The sequence below is a fragment of the Spirulina sp. CCNP1310 genome, assembly GCF_034932185.1.
Taxonomy (GTDB): Bacteria; Cyanobacteriota; Cyanobacteriia; order Cyanobacteriales; family Spirulinaceae; genus Spirulina.
Genome location: NZ_JAYGHW010000068.1, coordinates 43,269 through 61,531, shown reverse-complemented (window position 1 = coordinate 61,531; position 18,263 = coordinate 43,269). Strand labels below are relative to the sequence as shown.

12 protein-coding genes are annotated in these 18,263 nt (G+C 55.1%); 6 read left to right on the top strand and 6 right to left on the bottom strand.

Going from position 1 to position 18,263, the window contains the following annotated elements:
• A partial coding sequence (locus VB712_RS12475) for a PPC domain-containing protein (RefSeq protein WP_323255145.1) occupies positions 1 to 607 on the top strand: 607 nt, incomplete at its 5' end.
• Positions 608 to 758: 151 nt separating this feature from the next.
• Positions 759 to 2,915, top strand: a complete 2,157-nt coding sequence (locus tag VB712_RS12470; RefSeq protein ID WP_323255143.1) for a protein kinase domain-containing protein — start codon at positions 759 to 761, stop codon at positions 2,913 to 2,915.
• On the opposite strand, the gene VB712_RS12465 is transcribed toward VB712_RS12470, so the two are convergent.
• Positions 2,912 to 4,132 carry an ABC transporter ATP-binding protein gene (locus VB712_RS12465; RefSeq protein WP_323255141.1) on the bottom strand — a complete coding sequence of 407 codons (1,221 nt, stop codon included), beginning with the start codon at positions 4,130 to 4,132 and terminating at the stop codon, positions 2,912 to 2,914. The two genes, VB712_RS12470 and VB712_RS12465, sit on opposite strands and share 4 nt — an antisense overlap.
• A gap of 155 nt (positions 4,133 to 4,287) precedes the next feature.
• Here VB712_RS12465 and VB712_RS12460 point away from each other — a divergent pair, with 155 nt between their 5' ends.
• From VB712_RS12460 to VB712_RS12450, 3 genes are all read left to right on the top strand, one after another.
• Positions 4,288 to 5,685: an N-acetylmuramoyl-L-alanine amidase gene (locus VB712_RS12460; RefSeq protein ID WP_323255140.1), complete on the top strand. Its 1,398-nt coding sequence runs from the start codon at positions 4,288 to 4,290 to the stop codon at positions 5,683 to 5,685.
• Between the two features lie 74 nt (positions 5,686 to 5,759).
• Positions 5,760 to 7,319 (top strand): NAD(P)H-quinone oxidoreductase subunit N, encoded by a 1,560-nt coding sequence (locus VB712_RS12455; RefSeq protein ID WP_323255137.1) that lies wholly within the window; start codon positions 5,760 to 5,762, stop codon positions 7,317 to 7,319.
• Positions 7,320 to 7,595: 276 nt separating this feature from the next.
• Positions 7,596 to 8,909, top strand: coding sequence for a HAMP domain-containing sensor histidine kinase (locus VB712_RS12450; RefSeq protein WP_323255136.1), 1,314 nt, complete (start codon positions 7,596 to 7,598; stop codon positions 8,907 to 8,909).
• Here the strand turns inward: VB712_RS12450 and VB712_RS12445 are convergent.
• Positions 8,906 to 11,878 carry a glycerol-3-phosphate acyltransferase gene (locus VB712_RS12445; protein ID WP_323255134.1) on the bottom strand — a complete coding sequence of 991 codons (2,973 nt, stop codon included), beginning with the start codon at positions 11,876 to 11,878 and terminating at the stop codon, positions 8,906 to 8,908. The genes VB712_RS12450 and VB712_RS12445 overlap by 4 nt on opposite strands.
• A gap of 15 nt (positions 11,879 to 11,893) precedes the next feature.
• Positions 11,894 to 12,178 carry a hypothetical protein gene (locus VB712_RS12440; protein WP_323255132.1) on the bottom strand — a complete coding sequence of 95 codons (285 nt, stop codon included), beginning with the start codon at positions 12,176 to 12,178 and terminating at the stop codon, positions 11,894 to 11,896.
• A gap of 181 nt (positions 12,179 to 12,359) precedes the next feature.
• Between VB712_RS12440 and VB712_RS12435 the strand changes: the two genes are divergently transcribed.
• Positions 12,360 to 13,511 (top strand): NAD-dependent epimerase/dehydratase family protein, encoded by a 1,152-nt coding sequence (locus tag VB712_RS12435; protein WP_323255130.1) that lies wholly within the window; start codon positions 12,360 to 12,362, stop codon positions 13,509 to 13,511.
• A 74-nt stretch (positions 13,512 to 13,585) separates the two neighbouring features.
• Here VB712_RS12435 and VB712_RS12430 read toward each other — a convergent pair whose 3' ends face one another.
• The 3 genes from VB712_RS12430 to VB712_RS12420 all read right to left on the bottom strand — a co-directional run bounded on the left by VB712_RS12430 (position 13,586) and on the right by VB712_RS12420 (position 18,099).
• Positions 13,586 to 15,463 (bottom strand): ATP-binding protein, encoded by a 1,878-nt coding sequence (locus VB712_RS12430; protein ID WP_323255128.1) that lies wholly within the window; start codon positions 15,461 to 15,463, stop codon positions 13,586 to 13,588.
• A 50-nt stretch (positions 15,464 to 15,513) separates the two neighbouring features.
• Positions 15,514 to 16,464, bottom strand: coding sequence for a hypothetical protein (locus VB712_RS12425; RefSeq protein WP_323255126.1), 951 nt, complete (start codon positions 16,462 to 16,464; stop codon positions 15,514 to 15,516).
• Between the two features lie 87 nt (positions 16,465 to 16,551).
• The gene (locus VB712_RS12420) at positions 16,552 to 18,099 is read right to left on the bottom strand and encodes a DUF4157 domain-containing protein (RefSeq protein WP_323255124.1); all 1,548 of its coding nucleotides are present in this window, start codon (positions 18,097 to 18,099) and stop codon (positions 16,552 to 16,554) included.
• Between the last annotated feature and the right edge of the window lie 164 nt (positions 18,100 to 18,263).

Genomic DNA, 18,263 nt, shown 5'->3' with positions numbered 1-18,263 from the left:
CCCACCAGAACTCGCCGTCCACCCCACACCCCCGGACACCCCACCAGAAATCACCGTCCAACCCACCCCCCCGGACGCAACCATTGATATTCCCGTCCAACCGGCTCCGCCCCCGGAAATCACCCTTGCACCCCAAACCCCATCCCTGCCTCGGGAAGTTAACCCCTTACCGCCGCCGGAATCCACCAATGGCAACCCCTTACCCGAACTCACTCGACCCACTCCCCCCCCCCAAACCAACCCCCAGATCGCCAGCTTAATCAACCCCGACCCCCAAAGTGTGGCCCAGGGTTTTCTCCTTGCCCGTCGTGGGGAACTGCACCGCGAGTTGAGTGAAAAATATGAAGATGGCAGCCTTTACAATGAATATCTGTTTGAAGGACAAGCCGGTCAATTGATCACGATTCGCCTGGCCAGTGATGAGTTTGATACCTTTTTGGCCCTCTTTGATACTGGCGGCACAAACGTACTCGCTCAAAATGATGATGCAGATGGGGAAAGTAATTCCCGGATCACGATTACCCTGCCCTATAGTGGCGTGTATCGCATTTTTGTGAACGGTTATGGAGAATCAGATCTTGGTAACTATTCTTTAACCATTCGCTAATTTTTGCGCTGATTCCCGATCTCAGCCGATGGATTCAGATCGGGAACAGGTGATCGTGACGGTGCTGCATTCGAGGGAGTGGCGGCGATCTCCTAGAATGAGACAGGTGCAGATGGATTGATGTTTCGCAAACCCCCTTCTGTAGCCATCCATGAGCTACTGCTTAAATCCCCATTGCTTAAATCCTGACGATCCCCTCAATGGGGAGGCTGACCATTGCCGCCATTGTGGATCGAGTTTGTTGTTGGGCGATCGCTACCGTGTCCTCCATTTGTTGAGTGATCACAGCGGTTTCGCCAAAATTTTCGATGTTTCGGATGGGGAAATGGTCAAAATCCTCAAAGTGCTGAAATCCCAGCACAATGCTAACGAAAAAGTGGTCAGTCTGTTTAAACAGGAAGCGGTGGTGTTAAGCCAACTCAACCATCCCGGCATTCCCCGCATTGACCCTGAAGGCTATTTTGACTATTGGCCCAGGGATAGCCGCTATCCCGTCCATTGCTTTGTGATGGAAAAAATTGATGGCCCCAATCTTCAGCAGTGGATGCATCAACAGGGCAATTTATTAATCAGTGAAGCCCAAGCCCTCGACTGGTTGGAACAATTAACGACGATTTTGCACTTAGTCCACCGGAAAAACTATTTCCATCGGGATATCAAGCTGCAAAATATTATGGTGCGCTCCACCGGGCAACTGGTGTTGATTGATTTCGGTACGGCGCGGGAAATGACCTATACCTATCTCGCGAAAGCCGGTAGCTCCGGCAATATTACCCGTGTTAGTTCTGCGGGCTACACACCCCCGGAGCAACAGCAGGGCCATGCTGTCCCCCAATCGGATTTTTTCGCTTTGGGACGGACATTTGTTTACCTGCTTACCGGCAGAACCTTGGAGGATCAAGCCATTTATGATCCCCTCACCAATGAATTCCATTGGCGACAACACGCGCCGGATCTCTCCCCTGGCTTTGCGGATTTGCTGGATCAGTTGATGGCCTATCGGGCGGGCGATCGCCCCCGGGATAACGAAGCCATTTTGCAAGCGATTGGGGAGTTAAAGCGATCGCCTCGCCCCCTCAATTCGATCACGACCCCCCCTTCCCCCATCGAACCCCTCCAAAACCTCACCCGTCTGCCGGAAACTGCACTGCAAATTTCCCCCGACAGCCCCACGGTTCCCCAGGAATCCCCCCAGCAACGGCGTTGGCCCCTGGGTTTAGGCATTGCTCTGTTGGTGGCCTTCGGGAGTTATGGCGGCTGGCAGGCCTATCAAACCGTTTGGCCCAGCAGCATCACCTATGCCGCACCGGAGCAATGGGCCGGCCACACCAGCTTTATTAATGACCTGGCCATTAGTCCCGATAGCCAATACCTGATCACCGGCAGCGCTGATCGGACGCTGAAAATTTGGGATCTCAACAGCGGCGACCTGCGCCACACCCTAGAAGGCCATGGCAGTTTTATCAATGCTGTGGAAATCACGCCCGATGGTCAGTTTGTGATCACCGGCAGCGCTGACCGGACAATCAAGGTCTGGCGAGTGGAGGACGGCCATTTAGAGCGTACCCTTTCGGGCCATCAAGGTTTTGTCGATCAACTCCACCTCAGTCCCGACGGCCAAACCCTGGTGAGTACCGGGGCGGATCATACGGTACGGATTTGGGATTGGCAAAGGGGGCAACTGCGCCACACATTAACGGGCCACACCGGCTTTATTAATGGGTTAGCGATTAGCAATAATGGTGAAATCCTGATCACCGCCAGCGCCGATCAAACGGTGCGCTTCTGGACCATGGCCACGGGCAGAGAATCCCAACTCCTGCGGGGCCATACCAACTTTGTCAACGCCGTTGTCGTCAGTCCCGACGATCGCTGGGTGGCGAGCGGGAGCGCCGATCAAACCATTCAGATTTGGGATTTGCAAACGGGGGAGCAATTGCAGACGCTGCGGGGCCATGAGGGGTTTATTAATGATTTAGCTGTGAGTCCCGATGGCCGCTGGTTGGTGAGTGCTAGTGCGGATCAGACGGTGCGGATCTGGGATATGACGACGGGAACCTTAGCCCGAACGCTACGGGGCCATGGTAACTACGTTAACCGGGTGCAAATCACCCAAAATGGCCAAACGATTATCACCGCCAGTGCCGATCGCACCGTGCGGCTCTGGTCATTAACCACGGGGGAGGCGATCGCCTCCCTCACGGGCCACAACGCCCACATCAATGATTTTGTCCTCAGCCCCGATGAGCGCTGGGTCGTGACGGGAAGCGGGGCAAAGGATGTGGCCCTCTGGTTGATTGAGATTTAGGGGATCAGCCGTCGTTCCGTTTGGGGGTCGAAGAAGTGGATTTTGTCGGGGATGAGGCTAAACCAGAGGGTTTCCCCCAGTTGGACGGGATGATCGGGGGGAATTCTTAACTTTAAAGGGGTTTGGGGAAATTCCACCAAATGGGCGGCGAGATAGGTATCGTTGCCCAGAGCCTCCACTAATTCCACCTTGACCGGGAGGTTTTTGGTGGCGGCGGGGCTGAGTTGCAGGTGTTCCGGGCGCACGCCGAGGAGGAGGGAGCGGCCATTGTAGGGGGAGAGGCGATCGCCCCATTCCGGGGGGAGGGTGTAGCGAAATTGCCCTAAAACGAGGGTGGTGGCGGCAATTTGCACCGGCAGGAAGTTCATCGGGGGGGAGCCGATAAATTCCGCCACAAAGCGATTGGCGGGGGCGTTATACAGTTCTAAGGGCGGGGCGATCTGTTGAATTTCCCCTTGATTCATCACCGCAATGCGATCGCCCATCGTCATCGCTTCCGTTTGATCATGGGTGACATAGATCGTCGTAATCCCCAATTGCCGCTGGAGTTGGACAATTTGGGCGCGGGTTTCATTCCTGAGTTTGGCATCTAAATTGGACAGGGGTTCATCCATGAGAAACACCTGAGGATTACGGGCAATGGCCCGACCCAGTGCCACTCGCTGCTTTTGCCCCCCAGACAATTGCTTGGGCAGACGGGTTAATAATTCTTCAATTTGCAGCAGTTGCGCCACCTCCCGCACCCGCCGAGCAATGATCCGCTCCTGGGGAGATTGGTAGCGGAGCAATGGGGGGAAAGACCGGGTGAGCGCTCCTAATCCGGCTTGACCCCAGGTTTGCCAGAGCGGTTGATCGTTAGCACCCCGATCCCCTTGGGGGGGTTGAGTACGGCGCAGACCAAAGGCTAAATTATCAAAGACTGTTAAATGGGGATAGAGGGCATAGCTTTGGAACACCATCGCGATATCCCGGTCTTTAGGGGGAAGGTTATTCATGAGGCGATCGCCCACCGTAATCGTCCCCGCCGTCAAGGTTTCTAACCCTGCCAACAATCGCAGCAACGTACTTTTGCCACAACCGGACGGCCCCACCAAGACCATAAATTCCCCACCCTGGATGGTTAAATCAATGCCCCGTAAAACATTGACGTTCTGGGCTGCTGCTCCCGATTGACTCGGAAATTGTTTGTAAACTTTTTCAAGAATAACCTCTGCCACAATCCCTACCCCATAAAACCCGAGGTCTATTCTAATCTGATCCGGTTGAGGGCGTGCCAATGATGGGATTGCCCCTCAATGTCAATTGCTCCCCGAACCCCTACGCTAAGATTGCAGCCATTGCTACCCACACTCTTAATCTAGATTTAATTTCTGTGAAATTTTCTTGGTTTACCCTCTCACTCCTGAGCCTGATCCTCTGGGCTAACCCTGCCCTCGCCGGTCGCCTCACCCATTGGCAATTTGATCAACGCAATCATCAACTGACGTTTAGCACCGATGGGAGCGTACAGCCCCAGGCCAAACTGCTGGCCAACCCCAGCCGCTTAGTGATTGACCTCCCCGGCACAACCCTGAGCCGCCCAACGGTTAACCAGCGCGTGGGGGGGACGATTCGCGAGGTGCGCATTGGCCAGTTTGATGCGCGCACCACCCGCATCGTGATTGAACTGGCCCCGGGCTATACGATCAATCCGGCTCAAGTAGGATTTCGCGGCTTCACAGACCAGCAATGGCAGGTGACATTACCGGAACCGGAGCGTATTGATCTCAGCCGTGAGCCGGTGATGACGTTGCAAAATTTCCAAGTCACCCAAAATGGCTTTTTTGTGCGCTTACCGGGCCAACCGAGGGCAACCATCCAACGGAGCCGCGATCGCCAAACCATCGCCGTTGACCTCAGCGGCCAAACCATCCCCAGCAATCTCCAGAATCAAACGGTGTTGATTAACCGTTATGGGGTCAGCACGATCCAATTTCAAACCCATCGCATCCTTTTGGCCGTCCCCGCCAATAGCCCTGATTGGCGGGTGGCGGTGGGTATCAATGGGATTGCCATTGTCCCCACGACGGGCCAGCCGGTGCTAGAGGGCGATCGCACCACCGTTCCCCTCCCCAGCAGTGAACCCGATGTGGTGGTGATTCCCGTTCCTGCCCCAGAGCGCACTGCGCCCAATCCTCCCCCCACCCCCACAGCCCAACCGGGGGATTTTCGCGTTCCCAATGCGCGGATTTTGGCAGCCATTGATCCCGGCCATGGCGGGCGGGATCCAGGGGCGATCGGCATTGGTGGCCTGCGGGAGGTGGATGTGGTGTTGCCGGTGTCCCTTTCGGTGGCGCGACGGCTTTCGGCGGCGGGGGTCAGCGTCATGATGACCCGCTCTGATGATCGGTTTATCAGCTTGCAGGAGCGCACCGCCATGGCCAATCGGAGCCGGGCTAATCTGTTTGTCAGTATCCATGCCAATGCAATTAGCATGAGCCGCCCTGATGTGAATGGGGTAGAAACGTTCTATTTCCAAGGGGCCAATAGTCGCCAACTGGCCACATCCATTCAACAATCGATCTTGAATCAAATCCCGATGAACAGTCGAGGGGTGAAGCAGGCGCGGTTCTATGTGTTGCGGACGGCTTCGATGCCAGCGGTGTTGGTGGAGGTGGGTTTTGTGACCGGAGCGCAGGATGCGCCCCGCTTGGCTAATCCCGCTTTTCGGGAGGAAATGGCCGAGGCGATCGCCAACGGCATTTTGCAGTATATTTCCCAAACCCGTTAGCCCCCAGACGCGGTACAATCCCCTAGGCGGGCCTATAACCCCGTGCAGTGTTAGCGAAAACGGCTGGAAAGTTTATGGATTTGTCGAGTGCTATTGCGGCGCAGTTGAATGCGGGGGCAATCTTGCCTGAAGGGATTGTGATCGTCACCTTAATCACTGTGCTGGTTTTGGATTTAATTGCCGGGCGACGGCTGGCGGGAATTTTGCCCTATGTGGCGATCGCCGGTTTATTGGCAACATTGGTCGCCCTCGTCACCCAGTGGCATACACCGGAGCCGATCGCCTTTTTAGGCAGCTTTAATGGCGACGACCTCAGTATTGTCTTTCGGGGCATCATTGCCCTCTCGACAGCCGTGACGATTCTGATGTCGATCCGCTACATTGAGCAGTCCGGCACTGCCTTGGCGGAATTTATCGCGATCATGCTCACCGCTACCCTTGGGGGGATGTTCTTATCCGGAGCCGATGATTTGGTGATGATTTTCATCTCCTTAGAAACCCTGAGTATTTCTTCTTACCTGATGACGGGCTACACAAAGCGTGACCCCCGCTCCAATGAAGCGGCGCTTAAGTACCTGCTGATCGGCGCTGCCAGTTCGGGGATTTTCCTCTACGGTGTTTCTCTGCTTTACGGGCTATCGGGGGGAGAAACGAATTTAGCCGCAATCACCACAGCCTTAGCCGCCGGAGAGGGGCAATCCTTAGGGCTGGCGATCGCCCTCGTTTTCGTCATTGCGGGCATTGCCTTTAAAATCTCCGCTGTTCCCTTCCACCAATGGACTCCCGACGTTTACGAAGGCTCCCCCACCCCTGTTGTCGCCTTCCTGTCGGTGGGGTCAAAAGCCGCAGGGTTTGCCCTCGCTTTACGGATGCTGCTCACGGTGTTTAGCTCCGTCAGCGTCGAATGGCATTTCATTTTCACCGCCCTCGCCGTCCTCAGTATGGTCTTGGGCAACGTCGTCGCCCTAGCCCAAACCAGCATGAAACGGATGCTGGCCTATTCCTCCATTGGCCAAGCTGGTTTTGTCATGTTGGGGATGTTGGCGGACAGTGAGGCAGGCTATGCCAGCATGATTTTCTATCTGCTGATCTACCTGTTCATGAACCTGGGGGCCTTCACCTGCGTGATCCTCTTCTCCCTGCGGACGGGTTCCGATCAAATCAGCGACTACGCGGGTTTGTATCAAAAAGACACGCTCTTAACCCTGGCCTTGAGCATTTGCCTACTTTCCCTCGGTGGCATTCCCCCCATGGCGGGCTTCTTTGGCAAAATCTACCTCTTTTGGGTAGGTTGGCAGTCGGGCCTCTATGGCTTAGTGCTGTTGGGCTTGGTGACGAGTGTGATCTCGATTTACTACTACATCCGTGTTGTCAAGATGATGGTGGTGAAAGAACCCCAAGAAATGTCCGATGCAGTGAAGCGTTATCCGCCGATCCGCTGGCATTTACGGGGAATGCGCCCGCTCCAAGTGGGTTTGGTCTTAACCTTAGTGGCTACATCCTTGGCGGGAATTTTAGCCAATCCTTTGTTAAACCTGGCCAATGATGCCGTCAACCAATCAGATCTGTTTGCGGGGACGGTTCAACCAACAGCGGCATTAGTGCAAACGCCCGTAGAAGTTAGCGAATTATAAAATCCCCCTAAGCCCCTGCGGGGATGCGTCTTCGGCGTAAAAAAAGGAGGCTTTCCCCGGAGGCTCCGCCTCCATCGGGCGGCAGAGCCGCCCAATGCCCGTGCCACGGCAGAGCCATGGCACGAGGTGGGGAAAAAGGGGGGCTTTTCCCTCGTTACTTGGCTCTGCCAAGTAACGCTTCCCTGGAGGCTCCGCCTCCATCGGGCGGCAGAGCCGCCTCATGCCCGTGCCACGGCAGAGCCATGGCACGAGGTTTGTTTTTGGGTTATTTAACTGATGTTTAGTAGCACCCGCCGCCGTTTAGCCCTCTGGTATACCACCGTGACAGCAGTGCTGTTGCTCCTGTTTGCCACAGGGGTTTATTTGTATGTGCGCAATACGTTGATCGATCGCATGGATGACACCCTGAAGCACGTCGTCGAGGTGGTGGATCGCTCCTTAATCATTGAACCCTTACCGGCGGCGGCGGGGGGGAATCGCCTCAATGTAACCGCCAGTTTTCGGATCAATAATGAAGTGGCGGAAGATGACCATATTGATTTGGAATGGTTCAGCCCCACGGGGGAACGGCTTTGGTCAACGTTTAACGCGCCTCCCGCCTTGCCGCTCCAGGTCAGCCGTTACGGCCAAACGGTGTACTTAGGCCCCGATCACCTACTGCGACAAGTGACCCAACGCATTGAGCGGGGGCGGCAGGTGTTGGGGTATTTGCGGGTGAGTCATCCTTGGTTTGAGGTGACAAAACCGATTCGGCAGTTGTTGGTGGATTTGAGTTTAGGGATTGTGGCCATGGTGGGGATTGTGGCGGCAGTGGGTTGGTTTTTGTCGGGGTTGGCGATGAAACCGATCGGGGAATCCTATCAGCAACTGAAGCAGTTCACCGCCGATGCTTCCCACGAACTGCGCAACCCCATCGCCATGATCCAAATCAATGTCCAAACCGCTTTACGGGAACAAGACCCCCAAATGCAGCGGCATCAGTGGGCGGTGGTGGAGCGGTTGAGTCAGCGGCTCAGTCGGTTGGTGAATGATCTGCTGTTTTTGGCCCGCTCCGATAGTGGCATGGTTGAAACCCAATGGCAGGAGATGCCCCTCGATGCACTGTTAATTGAGGTGTTGGAGGAACAGCGGGGGATCGCGGCTGAAGGTGAGGTGGCCCTTTCGGTGCAAATTACCCCCCCACCAGAGGAGCCGGAGGCCCTGTTTATGGTGTGGGGGGATTGGGATCAATTGGCGCGGCTGCTGACGAATTTAATCAGCAATGCCGTGATCTACACCGGGTTAAAAGCGACTGGGCCGAGGGAGGTGAACGTTAGCTTGAGGGTGCAGCACCCGGACTACCACATTGAAATCCACGATACAGGCATCGGCATTCCCCCTGAGGCGATCGCCCATCTCTTCGATCGCTTCTACCGGGTTGATCCTGCCCGCACCGGGGATCGTGAGGGGTCACGGGGAACGGGTTTGGGGTTGGCGATCGCCCGGGTCATCGTCGAACAGCATCAAGGAACAATCCGGATCAGCAGTGAACTGGATCAGGGTACAACCGTCACCGTCAAGTTACCCATGCTCCCCAAACATCGCCCCTAACCCAACACCATCACCGTCCCCCGCTGACCATCCAACCGCACCCGTTGGCCATCATGGAGGGCCTGCATCACCCCCGGCAGCGCAAACACCGCTGGAATGCCATATTCCCGCGCCAAAATTGCCCCGTGGGATAAACTCCCCCCCACCTCAGCAATAATCCCCTGGGCAATGGCTAATAACGGCGACCACCCCGCATCACTATAGGGAATTACGAGGATTGTTCCCGGTTGTACCTGTTCGAGCATATCGAGCGATCGCACCACCTTCACCACCCCTTCCACCAGGCCGCCACTCACCCCCATGCCCTGGAGGGTTTGCCCCGCCTTTATTGGGGGATCCGGAGGGGGAATATTGTCACTGGGCTGGCCATAGACCACAAAAGGCACATGGGGACGCTGGCAATCCTGGGCATACTGCCGTTGGCGGTAGGTGATGTAATCCTGAAGTTGCGCCACGGCTTTAACCTGCTCCGCCTCTGTCATCCCCGCCTCCTCCTGCTCCACAAAAGCGGTAATTTCCGGCAACGTCAGGAAAAAAAGATCCCCCGCCCCCTGCAAATACCCCAGCCCTAACCATTGTTGTTCCAAGGCCAGGAGCGTCCAACGCAAATGCGCCAGCAAACGGTTATAAATTTCCGCCACCTCCCCTTTCAGGTTGAGGCGATGCTGTACCCATTTCGCACCCCAGGAAACATGACTGGGGGGGGCAGGGGGGGCGAGGCTATTGCGTTGGATGGAATCAAAGACACAACGGGCAAAGAGTTCTCGCATGGGCCGGGGATTTTCCTGCCAACGGGGGACGGCAATATCTGTGGCCACCTCGCTGAGATAACCGTATTGGGCGAGCCAGGTATTAAATTGGGCTAAAATCCCCTGGCCATCGGGCATTTCGGCTAAATAGGCAAACAAAGAGGGGCAACTGTCAAAATTAAGCTGCCCCATGGGCAAGAGGTTGCGGCTTTTTTCCGCCAGTTGGACGAGCGATCGCACCGAAGCCACCTCCGGCATCCGCTGACTATCCAACTCCCCACTATCCACCCGTAACACCGCTTGGCGTAGCGCCACACTCAAGGGGGCCAAAATGTTGTAGTAGGTGGCTCGTTTGAGCGTGGAGAGGATCAAATCCACCCGCGCCAAGAGTTCATCGGGAGATAAGCCCTCAGGGGAAACCTGCAATTGCTGAAGCGTTGGCTTAAACCATTTGCGGGCATCCACGGCAAAATCCTCAGGCAGATGCCATTCCCGTTGTAATAAGCGCCACAGCCCCGGCAGGTTTTTTAACGTACTTAACAGGGGTGGTTTGGTGAACTTTTCGCCCCGGGTGAGAAATTCGAGGCTTTCCGGGGGTAGCCCCATGCGCCGGAAAATTTCCCCCAACAGCGTGGCGTTGAAATAGGCGTGGGAAAAATGTAGTGTTGCGGTAGCGTCAAAATCGAGGCCTTGGGTACGGTGGGAATCCCCGTTAGCGTACCTATCGCCTCTCTCCCCCGTATCCCCTAAACCAAGGGTGAATAATTTCCCCCACACCCCACAGGTGAGGGGCTGATTAATTGACCAAGTGAGGGGACGAATCACCCCCGGAATCACCTCAGCAGCAATTTTGCGCGTCCAGATCGGTGTTAACGTCGTAATGGGCCGGCATTGTAGAATCCAGAGGGTTTCACCGTCATAGCTCCATTCCAGATCCTGCGGTACACCGTGGTAACGTCGCTCTAAGGCCCGGCAGACTTGGGCCACTTGGTGCAAAATTCCGGGGGGAATGGTTCCGGTTCCTTCTAGGGTTAGGGTTTCCTCCCCCGTCGCGGTCGGAGTCCCCCCCGCCATTGACCCATAGACCCGGTATTGTTCCGGTGTCACCTGCCCCGATACCACCGCCTCCGCCCCGCCGGCCACCGCTTCAATCAGCACCGCATCCCGATACTGATCCACGGGATCGCGGCTAAAGGCTACCCCCGCATAAACCCCTTGAATTTGACGTTGTACCAACACTGCCAGGCCGCGATCGCCCTGGTGATGGTGGCGACGATACTGCACCGCCCGGGGGGAATTATAGGCGGTTTGACAGCGTAAAATGGCCGTTGCTAGTTCACGGGTATTGGTGACATCGGAAATTGTAATATATTGCCCCGCCGCCGAAGCCGTAGCGGTATCTTCCCCCAACGCCGAAGACCGCACAATTAACGGAGCTTCAGGGGTGGGGGCCAAGGACAAAATCAGCGGTTGAGGATCATCCCCAGGGGGCAAGACCCAACCTTCCGGCACGGCATAGCCCCAAGCGATCAGGGTCGCCAGTGTAGCAGCCTTGGGGCCAACGGTATCAGGATCAAGACGCTCTTGGAGGGTTAACACACTCTGATCCCCCCGAAAAAAGCGAAACAATGCACGGGAATCCCGCTGTTGCGGCAGGGCTTCCAAAGATAAATCATCGGGAATTCTGGCATAAATCCAGGCCATGAGTAGAGCTAACAGCAGGATAGCAACTCCATAGGTATGGCTTGGCTCCCGTACCGCCAGAATCACCACCAACCAAAATAAGCTAATCAACCGCCCTAAGGCCCGCTCCCGCACTAGCGTAAAGCTTACTAGGGCAAAAAACACCACCACCACCGCCCCGATGGGATCGTGGGTGAAGATCCCCCAAAAAACATTGGTGGTTCCGGCACTTTTTGCCACCCAATACCGCCCCATCACCAGCGCCATCAGCGCCACCACCTCCCACAGGGGATCATCGGGGAAAAAATAGCGAGCCAATAACACCGCCACAATGCCCTTACTGGCTTCGGCACAGGCCGCGAGGATCCCCACCCCTCGCCCCCCATGGTAAAAAGCCGCTGACACTGAAATATTGCCCGTACCAAGATGGGCGAGATTTTTGCTCACCAATGCCCGCGTTAGCCAATCCACCAAGGGTAGACCCCCCAGCACCGGACAGAGACAAAAAACCACCAATGATCCCCACAGTTCACGCATTAAATTTCAGGCATCCTAAGGGATGAAGGGTAGGATGGGCTTGAGCATTTGGCGAATTTGCAACAGAAAAATGACCTGGCGGATTTCTGAGTCTAGCACCGGATCGTAGGGGGATTCAGCTTGGGCGGTGGTCAGTTCCGCATATTCTGAAGCAGTCAGATCTACCCCTGTGGGGGTGCGGCCTTCGAGGATGATTTCTGTGCGTAACACCTCCTCCGGCACATCCTCCGGGGGGGGCAGTGCTGCCCCAGGGGGACAGAGGAAGACCAAGGTCATGAGGATGAAAAGGGGCGATCGCATCAGGCTTCAGGGCAACAGTAGCGCTATTTTAGCGGATCTCCCCAGGGAGGGCTACGGTGATCACCCTCTCATCCCAGGGCAAATCTGGGGCTGCTCTCCCCCTCAAACTTGATCCCCAACAGGGGGTCAATACCTGATACATTTAGCGAATATCGGTCAATCCAAGCATAAAAAGGTTTCTATGAAAGTTCTAGTCATCGGTGGGGATGGATATTGCGGTTGGGCAACCGCCCTCCACCTTGCTAACAAAGGGTATGAAGTGGGCATCCTCGATAACCTCATCCGTCGCCACTGGGATGCCAAACTGGGGGTAGACACCCTCACCCCCATCGCCCCCATTCACCAACGCCTCCAACGGTGGAAGGATCTCACCGGCAAGGCGATCGCTCTCTACGTTGGCGACATCAACAACTACGACTTTTTAATCCAGTCTCTACGGGATTTTGGCCCGGACTCCATCGTTCACTTTGGGGAACAACGGTCAGCCCCCTACTCGATGATTGACCGCGAACACGCCGTCATGACCCAAACCAATAACGTCGTCGGCACGCTGAATATTCTCTTTGCGATGCGGGATGAATTCCCCGATTGCCACCTAGTTAAACTGGGAACGATGGGGGAATATGGCACACCCAATATTGATATTGAAGAAGGCTATATTGAAATTGAACACAATGGCCGCAAAGATACCCTCCCCTACCCCAAACAACCCGGTAGTTTTTATCACCTCTCCAAGGTTCACGACAGCCACAATATTCATTTTGCCTGTAAAATCTGGGGCCTGCGGGCAACGGATTTGAATCAGGGGATTGTTTACGGGGTGTTAACGGAAGAAACCGGCATGGATGAATTGTTGGTGAACCGTTTAGATTATGACGGCGTATTTGGTACAGCTTTAAACCGTTTCTGTATTCAGGCGGCGATCGGCCATCCCCTCACGGTCTACGGCAAAGGCGGTCAAACCCGTGGCCTGCTGGATATTCGCGACACAGTGCGCTGTATTGAAATTGCAGTGAATAATCCCGCTGAACCGGGGAATTTCCGCGTCTTCAACCAGTTTACGGAACTGTTTAGCGTCGGTGACTTGGCGATGATGGTGAAAAAAGCCGGAACCGCCATGGGGATTAATGTGGAAATTGACCATGTGGCCAACCCTCGGGTTGAGTTGGAAGAGCATTATTTCAATGCCAAAAACACGAAATTGCTCGATCTGGGCCTCCAGCCCCATTTCCTCTCAGATTCGCTGTTAGATTCGCTGCTGAACTTCGCGGTCAAGTATAAGCATCGCGTCGATCACAACGAAATTCTCCCGAAAGTTTCCTGGCGGCGTTAATGCCCTTCTTCAATGGATGCTGTAGGGGCGAAAAATTTTTCGCCCCTACACCCATCAATTCTACTTCCTACTTCCTACTTCCCACTGCGATGGGTCAAAATGCGCCCCAATTTTAAGTATTCAGCCTGAGCCGCTTGTAATAGATGTTTCATCATCACGGGTTCATTCATGCTGGCGGCTAAAAATGCACTATTGAGGGCAATGGCGCGAATATTGCCTCCGGCTACATCCAATTGGGCTAATTCTTGATAGTCTAAATCACCCAGTGGCGTTTTTTTCGGAAAAATGTGTTGCCAAATTTGCCGACGATATTCCACGTTGGGAAAGGGAAAATTAATCACGAAACGGAGGCGACGGAGAAAGGCAGAATCGAGGGAGTCTTTGAGGTTTGTGGTTAAAATGGCCAAGCCTTGATAGGCTTCCATCCGTTGCAAGAGATAGCTGACTTCTAAGTTGGCGTGGCGATCATGGCTGTCTTTAACCTGGGTGCGTTTGCCAAAGAGAGCATCAGCTTCATCAAAGAGTAAAACGACCCCGCCTGCTTCGGCAGCATCGAAAATTTGCCGTAAATTCTTCTCGGTTTCGCCAATATATTTACTACTCACAGCACTTAAATCAATGCGATAGAGATCCAGTTCAAATTCCCGCGCTAGCACTTCAGCCGCCATGGTTTTGCCTGTGCCACTAGCTCCGGCAAAGAGGGTGCTAATCCCCAAACCTCGACTACTTTTGCCAGCAAATCCCCAATCTTCGTAAACTGTGGCTCGCTGCTGTACCTGGATGGCAATATCTCGCAGGATTGTTTTGTCTCGCTCTGGCAAGATCAAATCTTCCCAGGTGGCGGTGGCTTCGATGCGTTGGGCAAGGTGCTCTAGTTGGGGGCGGGCTTGGCGACGGCAGATCTGCCAGAGGGCTGAGGGGAGTTCGGCGGGGGGGCTGGCTTGGGTGGCGATGCAGGCGGCGGCGATCGCCTCTGCATTGAGATTAAATTGAGCCACGAGGGGATAGAGTTGCGTTGCTGGGGGGGTGCGATCGCCCAGATGCTCCTGCCAAAGGGTATAGCGTTCGGCATAGGAGAGGGGCGGTAGTTCTAGGGTCAAACAGTCAATTTTGGCGAAATTGTGCCGCTCGCGGGTACTTAAGAGGGTGGGGGTGGTGATGGGAATGAGCCAAGGTGCTAGGGAGTGATGGGGTTCGGGGTCTTCAATTAATAACAGGGCATGACTGAGGTGGGCTTCCCGTTGCCACCGTTGCCCGAGGTTGTAGGTTTCGGTGGCCCCATTGGGGAGGGCGGCGGCTTGGAGTTGGTAAAGATTGAAGTGAATCTGTTGGCTGAGGGTTTGGGCGATCGCTCGGATCGCGGCGCGATCGGGGCTACAGATTTGGATCAGGGGGAGGCGGGCAGGGGCATGAGACCAAGCGGTGAGGATCTGTTGAACGATCTCGTTTTGAGATGGGGGTAAACGGGAGGGTGCTCCGGTGATCGGTGTGATATAGGGGGTTAATTCGGGATCAAAGGCGGGTTCTGCCAAGAGATAGCAAAGGATACGGCGATCCAGGCTTAAGGGGGCTTGGGTGAGGGTGAGATGGGGCGCTAGGTGGATCAGTTGCCAATAAAATAGTGGACTTTGGGGGGAAAGGATGCGCCATTGGGCTTGGGGAAAGACGCTGAGGGCGAGGCCGAGGGTAGGATACTGTTGTTCTTGGCTGCCATGGATTTCGCCGCAAAGTTGACTAATGCGGGGTTCGATCGCCTGCCCCAGACAAAGCAGGATCACCCATTGCTCGAAGGGGGAAAGTTGAAAGCGATCGCCCAATTGGGTTAAGGTTGCGGGGCTGAGAGCGGGGGCCGGCTGGGGGGATTGGTCACGGTGGGCGGTGAGTTGCTCAACCAAGGCGGCGATCGCCTCCTCCCAGGTTGAACGTTGTGGTGTGCTAGGGGGCTGTGTCATCAATTATTATCCAGTCCACTGAAGATTTTGCCGTTTTGGGGTGATTAAGACTAGGAGTTTTCGCCCTGCTGCTTAAGCTGCTGGAGGGCAGTTTGCACGGCGATCGCATAGGGGTCATCCTTTGGCAAATCCACCGCTGAGGCTGCGAGGGTGGGGATTAACCATTGGGTATTGAGGTCAGCGAGGGCCTGGACGGCGCGAATATTGCGCAGATGGGGGGCGAGTTGGAGGGCTAAAAAGGTTTCTGCCCAGGTGCGATCGTGGCCAGTGACAGGACTAATTAAGGCAACATCAAAGGGGCAATCTTCCTCAAACAAAGTGGTTCGCACTTGGGCCCGAAAATCGTCGGGGCCAGTTTGCTGATAGCGTAACCCCAAGGCTTCCGGGTCGGCCCCAGAGGCGATCGCCTCAAAAAGCCGCTGTACCTCCCAAGCGGCCCGTTGCCAGAGGGGGGCAAGATCCGCCATCAGTTGTAAATTTAAAGTTTTTAAAGGGCTTTCTAATAATGTTTGCCCCGTGGCATTTTGGGTAAAAGGGATGAGATGATACCGTTCGATCAAACCATCTAGGGCCTGCGATCGCACCAAACTATCAGGGTCTAACACCGCCCCCAATAACCCCGCCGTTGCCTCTGGGCCTTCAGCTTCCGCTAAGGCCATCACCGCCCCAAACCGCAGCAAACTACTCCCAGAGGCCAAGACATCCGCCAGTTCCGCCGGAGATTCCCCCAAGGCCACCAAAGCACGCTGGGCGGAAAATCGCACCCAAGGGGAGGGGTGGGTAGTTTGCGATCGCACCACATCAAGGGAAGGGCGATCACCCAACTGCCCCAACGTCACCAATGCGCGAGCATCCCCCCCCAATGCCGCCGCCCGCAGGGCCTGCAACGCCTCCTCCTGCTCCGCCGCCGACCATTCGCTCCAGCCCACCAGATCATAACTATCCTGCCGTGGCTCATAGCTCCCTAAACCTGCCAAAAACTCCGCCAACCTTTGACCCATGATCCTGCTCGCTCCCCTGTACAGTTTCGTGACTGAATTCATTGCCCTCACCCCAGTCAGCAAGGGATGTCAGATCTCCCTCACTCCTTAAACCCCAGCCGTAGCCACAGGCGTTAAAGTTGCTGGCAATGCATCAAACCGCTTTTTACCAACCCGCAGCGATTCATCCCAATTACTCCCGGAATACCAAGTGCCGGGTAATTTCATCGCCCCCTCCCGCACTGACCAATCCACCTTACGGCCATCTCGATCCTGTGCCTTCGCGGCGATCGCATGGAACACCACCATCTCCTCAAGGGTATAACCCAACTCCCCAGCCCCTTTCTCCAGAGCCTTCGATTCCACCGCCCCAAACACATTTTTCTTATCCGTCCCTCCCCCCGCACAAACATGAACCGTTTTGCCCTTGACCTTCATCTCTTGGGCCGCCACTTCCCCAAAGGCGCGGGATAAAGAACCCCACAATTGGGCATCCCAACCATTGTCATGGGCATCAATAGAGGGCATCCCGTCAAACAACGCCCCAATCCCCGACGTTTCTAACGTCACATCACACATTTTTTCTGCAAACTCTCTGCCCTCCGGCTTCGACCAAAACCCAAAACTCTTCGCTTTCATGAACTGCGATTGAGCCGCTTTCTTCAGCACCCCCATCACATCATCAAACTCGGTCAAAGCCTTTTTATATCCCGCTGATTCCATATCAACAAATCCTTTGCTGACATTGGAATAGGTCGTATTATCTGCCCGGCGCTCCATCTCTGGACTAGAGCTTTGAATCCCAGTATAAATTTTTGTCCAAATGGTTTCCGCTAAAGTGTTAATATCTTCGTTTGCTGGGGGTGGAAATTGTTGAAAAAAGCTCGTCAGACGAGCCTTAAACTTGGCATACATGGGATGATCAAGGGCCGATGTCACCGCTCCCGACTTAATTAAAGCTAATGTTTGCTCCTTCTCTTCCTTGGTAACTTTGTTATCCTTCCCTACCGTTGTTTGCGCATCCGATCCCTTGAGGGTATCGGCCCGTTGAATCACTTGGCGACGCACAGCCCCCTGTTGGAGCGTGTGGGTGAGTTCGTGGGCAATCAGTTCTTGACCGGATTTACTACCGGGTTGATAGGCCCCTTCCCGGAAATAGATATTGGGGCCAGTGGTAAAGGCTTTGGCTTGAATCGCTCGATTGAGGCTGTCTGCCTCAGGGTTGGTGTGAACCTTAATATTGCTAAAATCGGCTCCCATCGCCGCCCCCATTTTGGCCTGGATTTGGCGAGCGAGAGGTTGCCCCGTTCCAGCTTGCTTGAGATTTTGCTCAAAATCGGCATCAACGGGGCCTACAGGTGCACCTTGGGCCTGAAGGAAACGGCGCTGGAGGGGGTGTTCGCCGCCATCGGTGGGGGGTGAAGGTGGTAAAGGGGTAGGGGCGTGCATTTGTTGCACCACTTGGGCGGCAACCTGATCCGCTTCTCGTTCGTACTTATCCCCAGGCTTGCCTAACGCCAGTTTAGGCTGAACGTTGTTGAGGATTGCCCCTGTCGGTAGGTTATTGGTGCTACTGGGGATAGGAGCCGTGGAAGCTTTCGCGGTACTGCGGGCCGAATGGTCGGCACTGCGGGTTTGGGTGGTTTTAATAGCCATTGGAAGGGTGCAGTGGCAAGATTGCCCCATCCTAGCAAGCGATCGCCCCCCCTCATCCCTAGACTTAGGTCTAATCCGAGTAGATTCCTTCAGATAGTCTAAAACTTCTGGCAGTTTCTGGAAATCCCTCCTTATCATGGCCCCTAAGGAGCGCAACAGTCATA

What these genes read in the sequence shown, in the direction of transcription:
- VB712_RS12420 (WP_323255124.1), bottom strand. Translation starts at nt 18,099, where the DNA reads ATGGCTATTAAAACCACCCAAACCCGCAGTGCCGACCATTCGGCCCGC.
- VB712_RS12445 (WP_323255134.1), bottom strand. Translation starts at nt 11,878, where the DNA reads ATGCGTGAACTGTGGGGATCATTGGTGGTTTTTTGTCTCTGTCCGGTG.
- VB712_RS12440 (WP_323255132.1), bottom strand. Translation starts at nt 12,178, where the DNA reads ATGCGATCGCCCCTTTTCATCCTCATGACCTTGGTCTTCCTCTGTCCC.
- VB712_RS12450 (WP_323255136.1), top strand. Translation starts at nt 7,596, where the DNA reads ATGTTTAGTAGCACCCGCCGCCGTTTAGCCCTCTGGTATACCACCGTG.
- VB712_RS12455 (WP_323255137.1), top strand. Translation starts at nt 5,760, where the DNA reads ATGGATTTGTCGAGTGCTATTGCGGCGCAGTTGAATGCGGGGGCAATC.
- VB712_RS12470 (WP_323255143.1), top strand. Translation starts at nt 759, where the DNA reads ATGAGCTACTGCTTAAATCCCCATTGCTTAAATCCTGACGATCCCCTC.
- VB712_RS12435 (WP_323255130.1), top strand. Translation starts at nt 12,360, where the DNA reads ATGAAAGTTCTAGTCATCGGTGGGGATGGATATTGCGGTTGGGCAACC.
- VB712_RS12425 (WP_323255126.1), bottom strand. Translation starts at nt 16,464, where the DNA reads ATGGGTCAAAGGTTGGCGGAGTTTTTGGCAGGTTTAGGGAGCTATGAG.
- VB712_RS12430 (WP_323255128.1), bottom strand. Translation starts at nt 15,463, where the DNA reads ATGACACAGCCCCCTAGCACACCACAACGTTCAACCTGGGAGGAGGCG.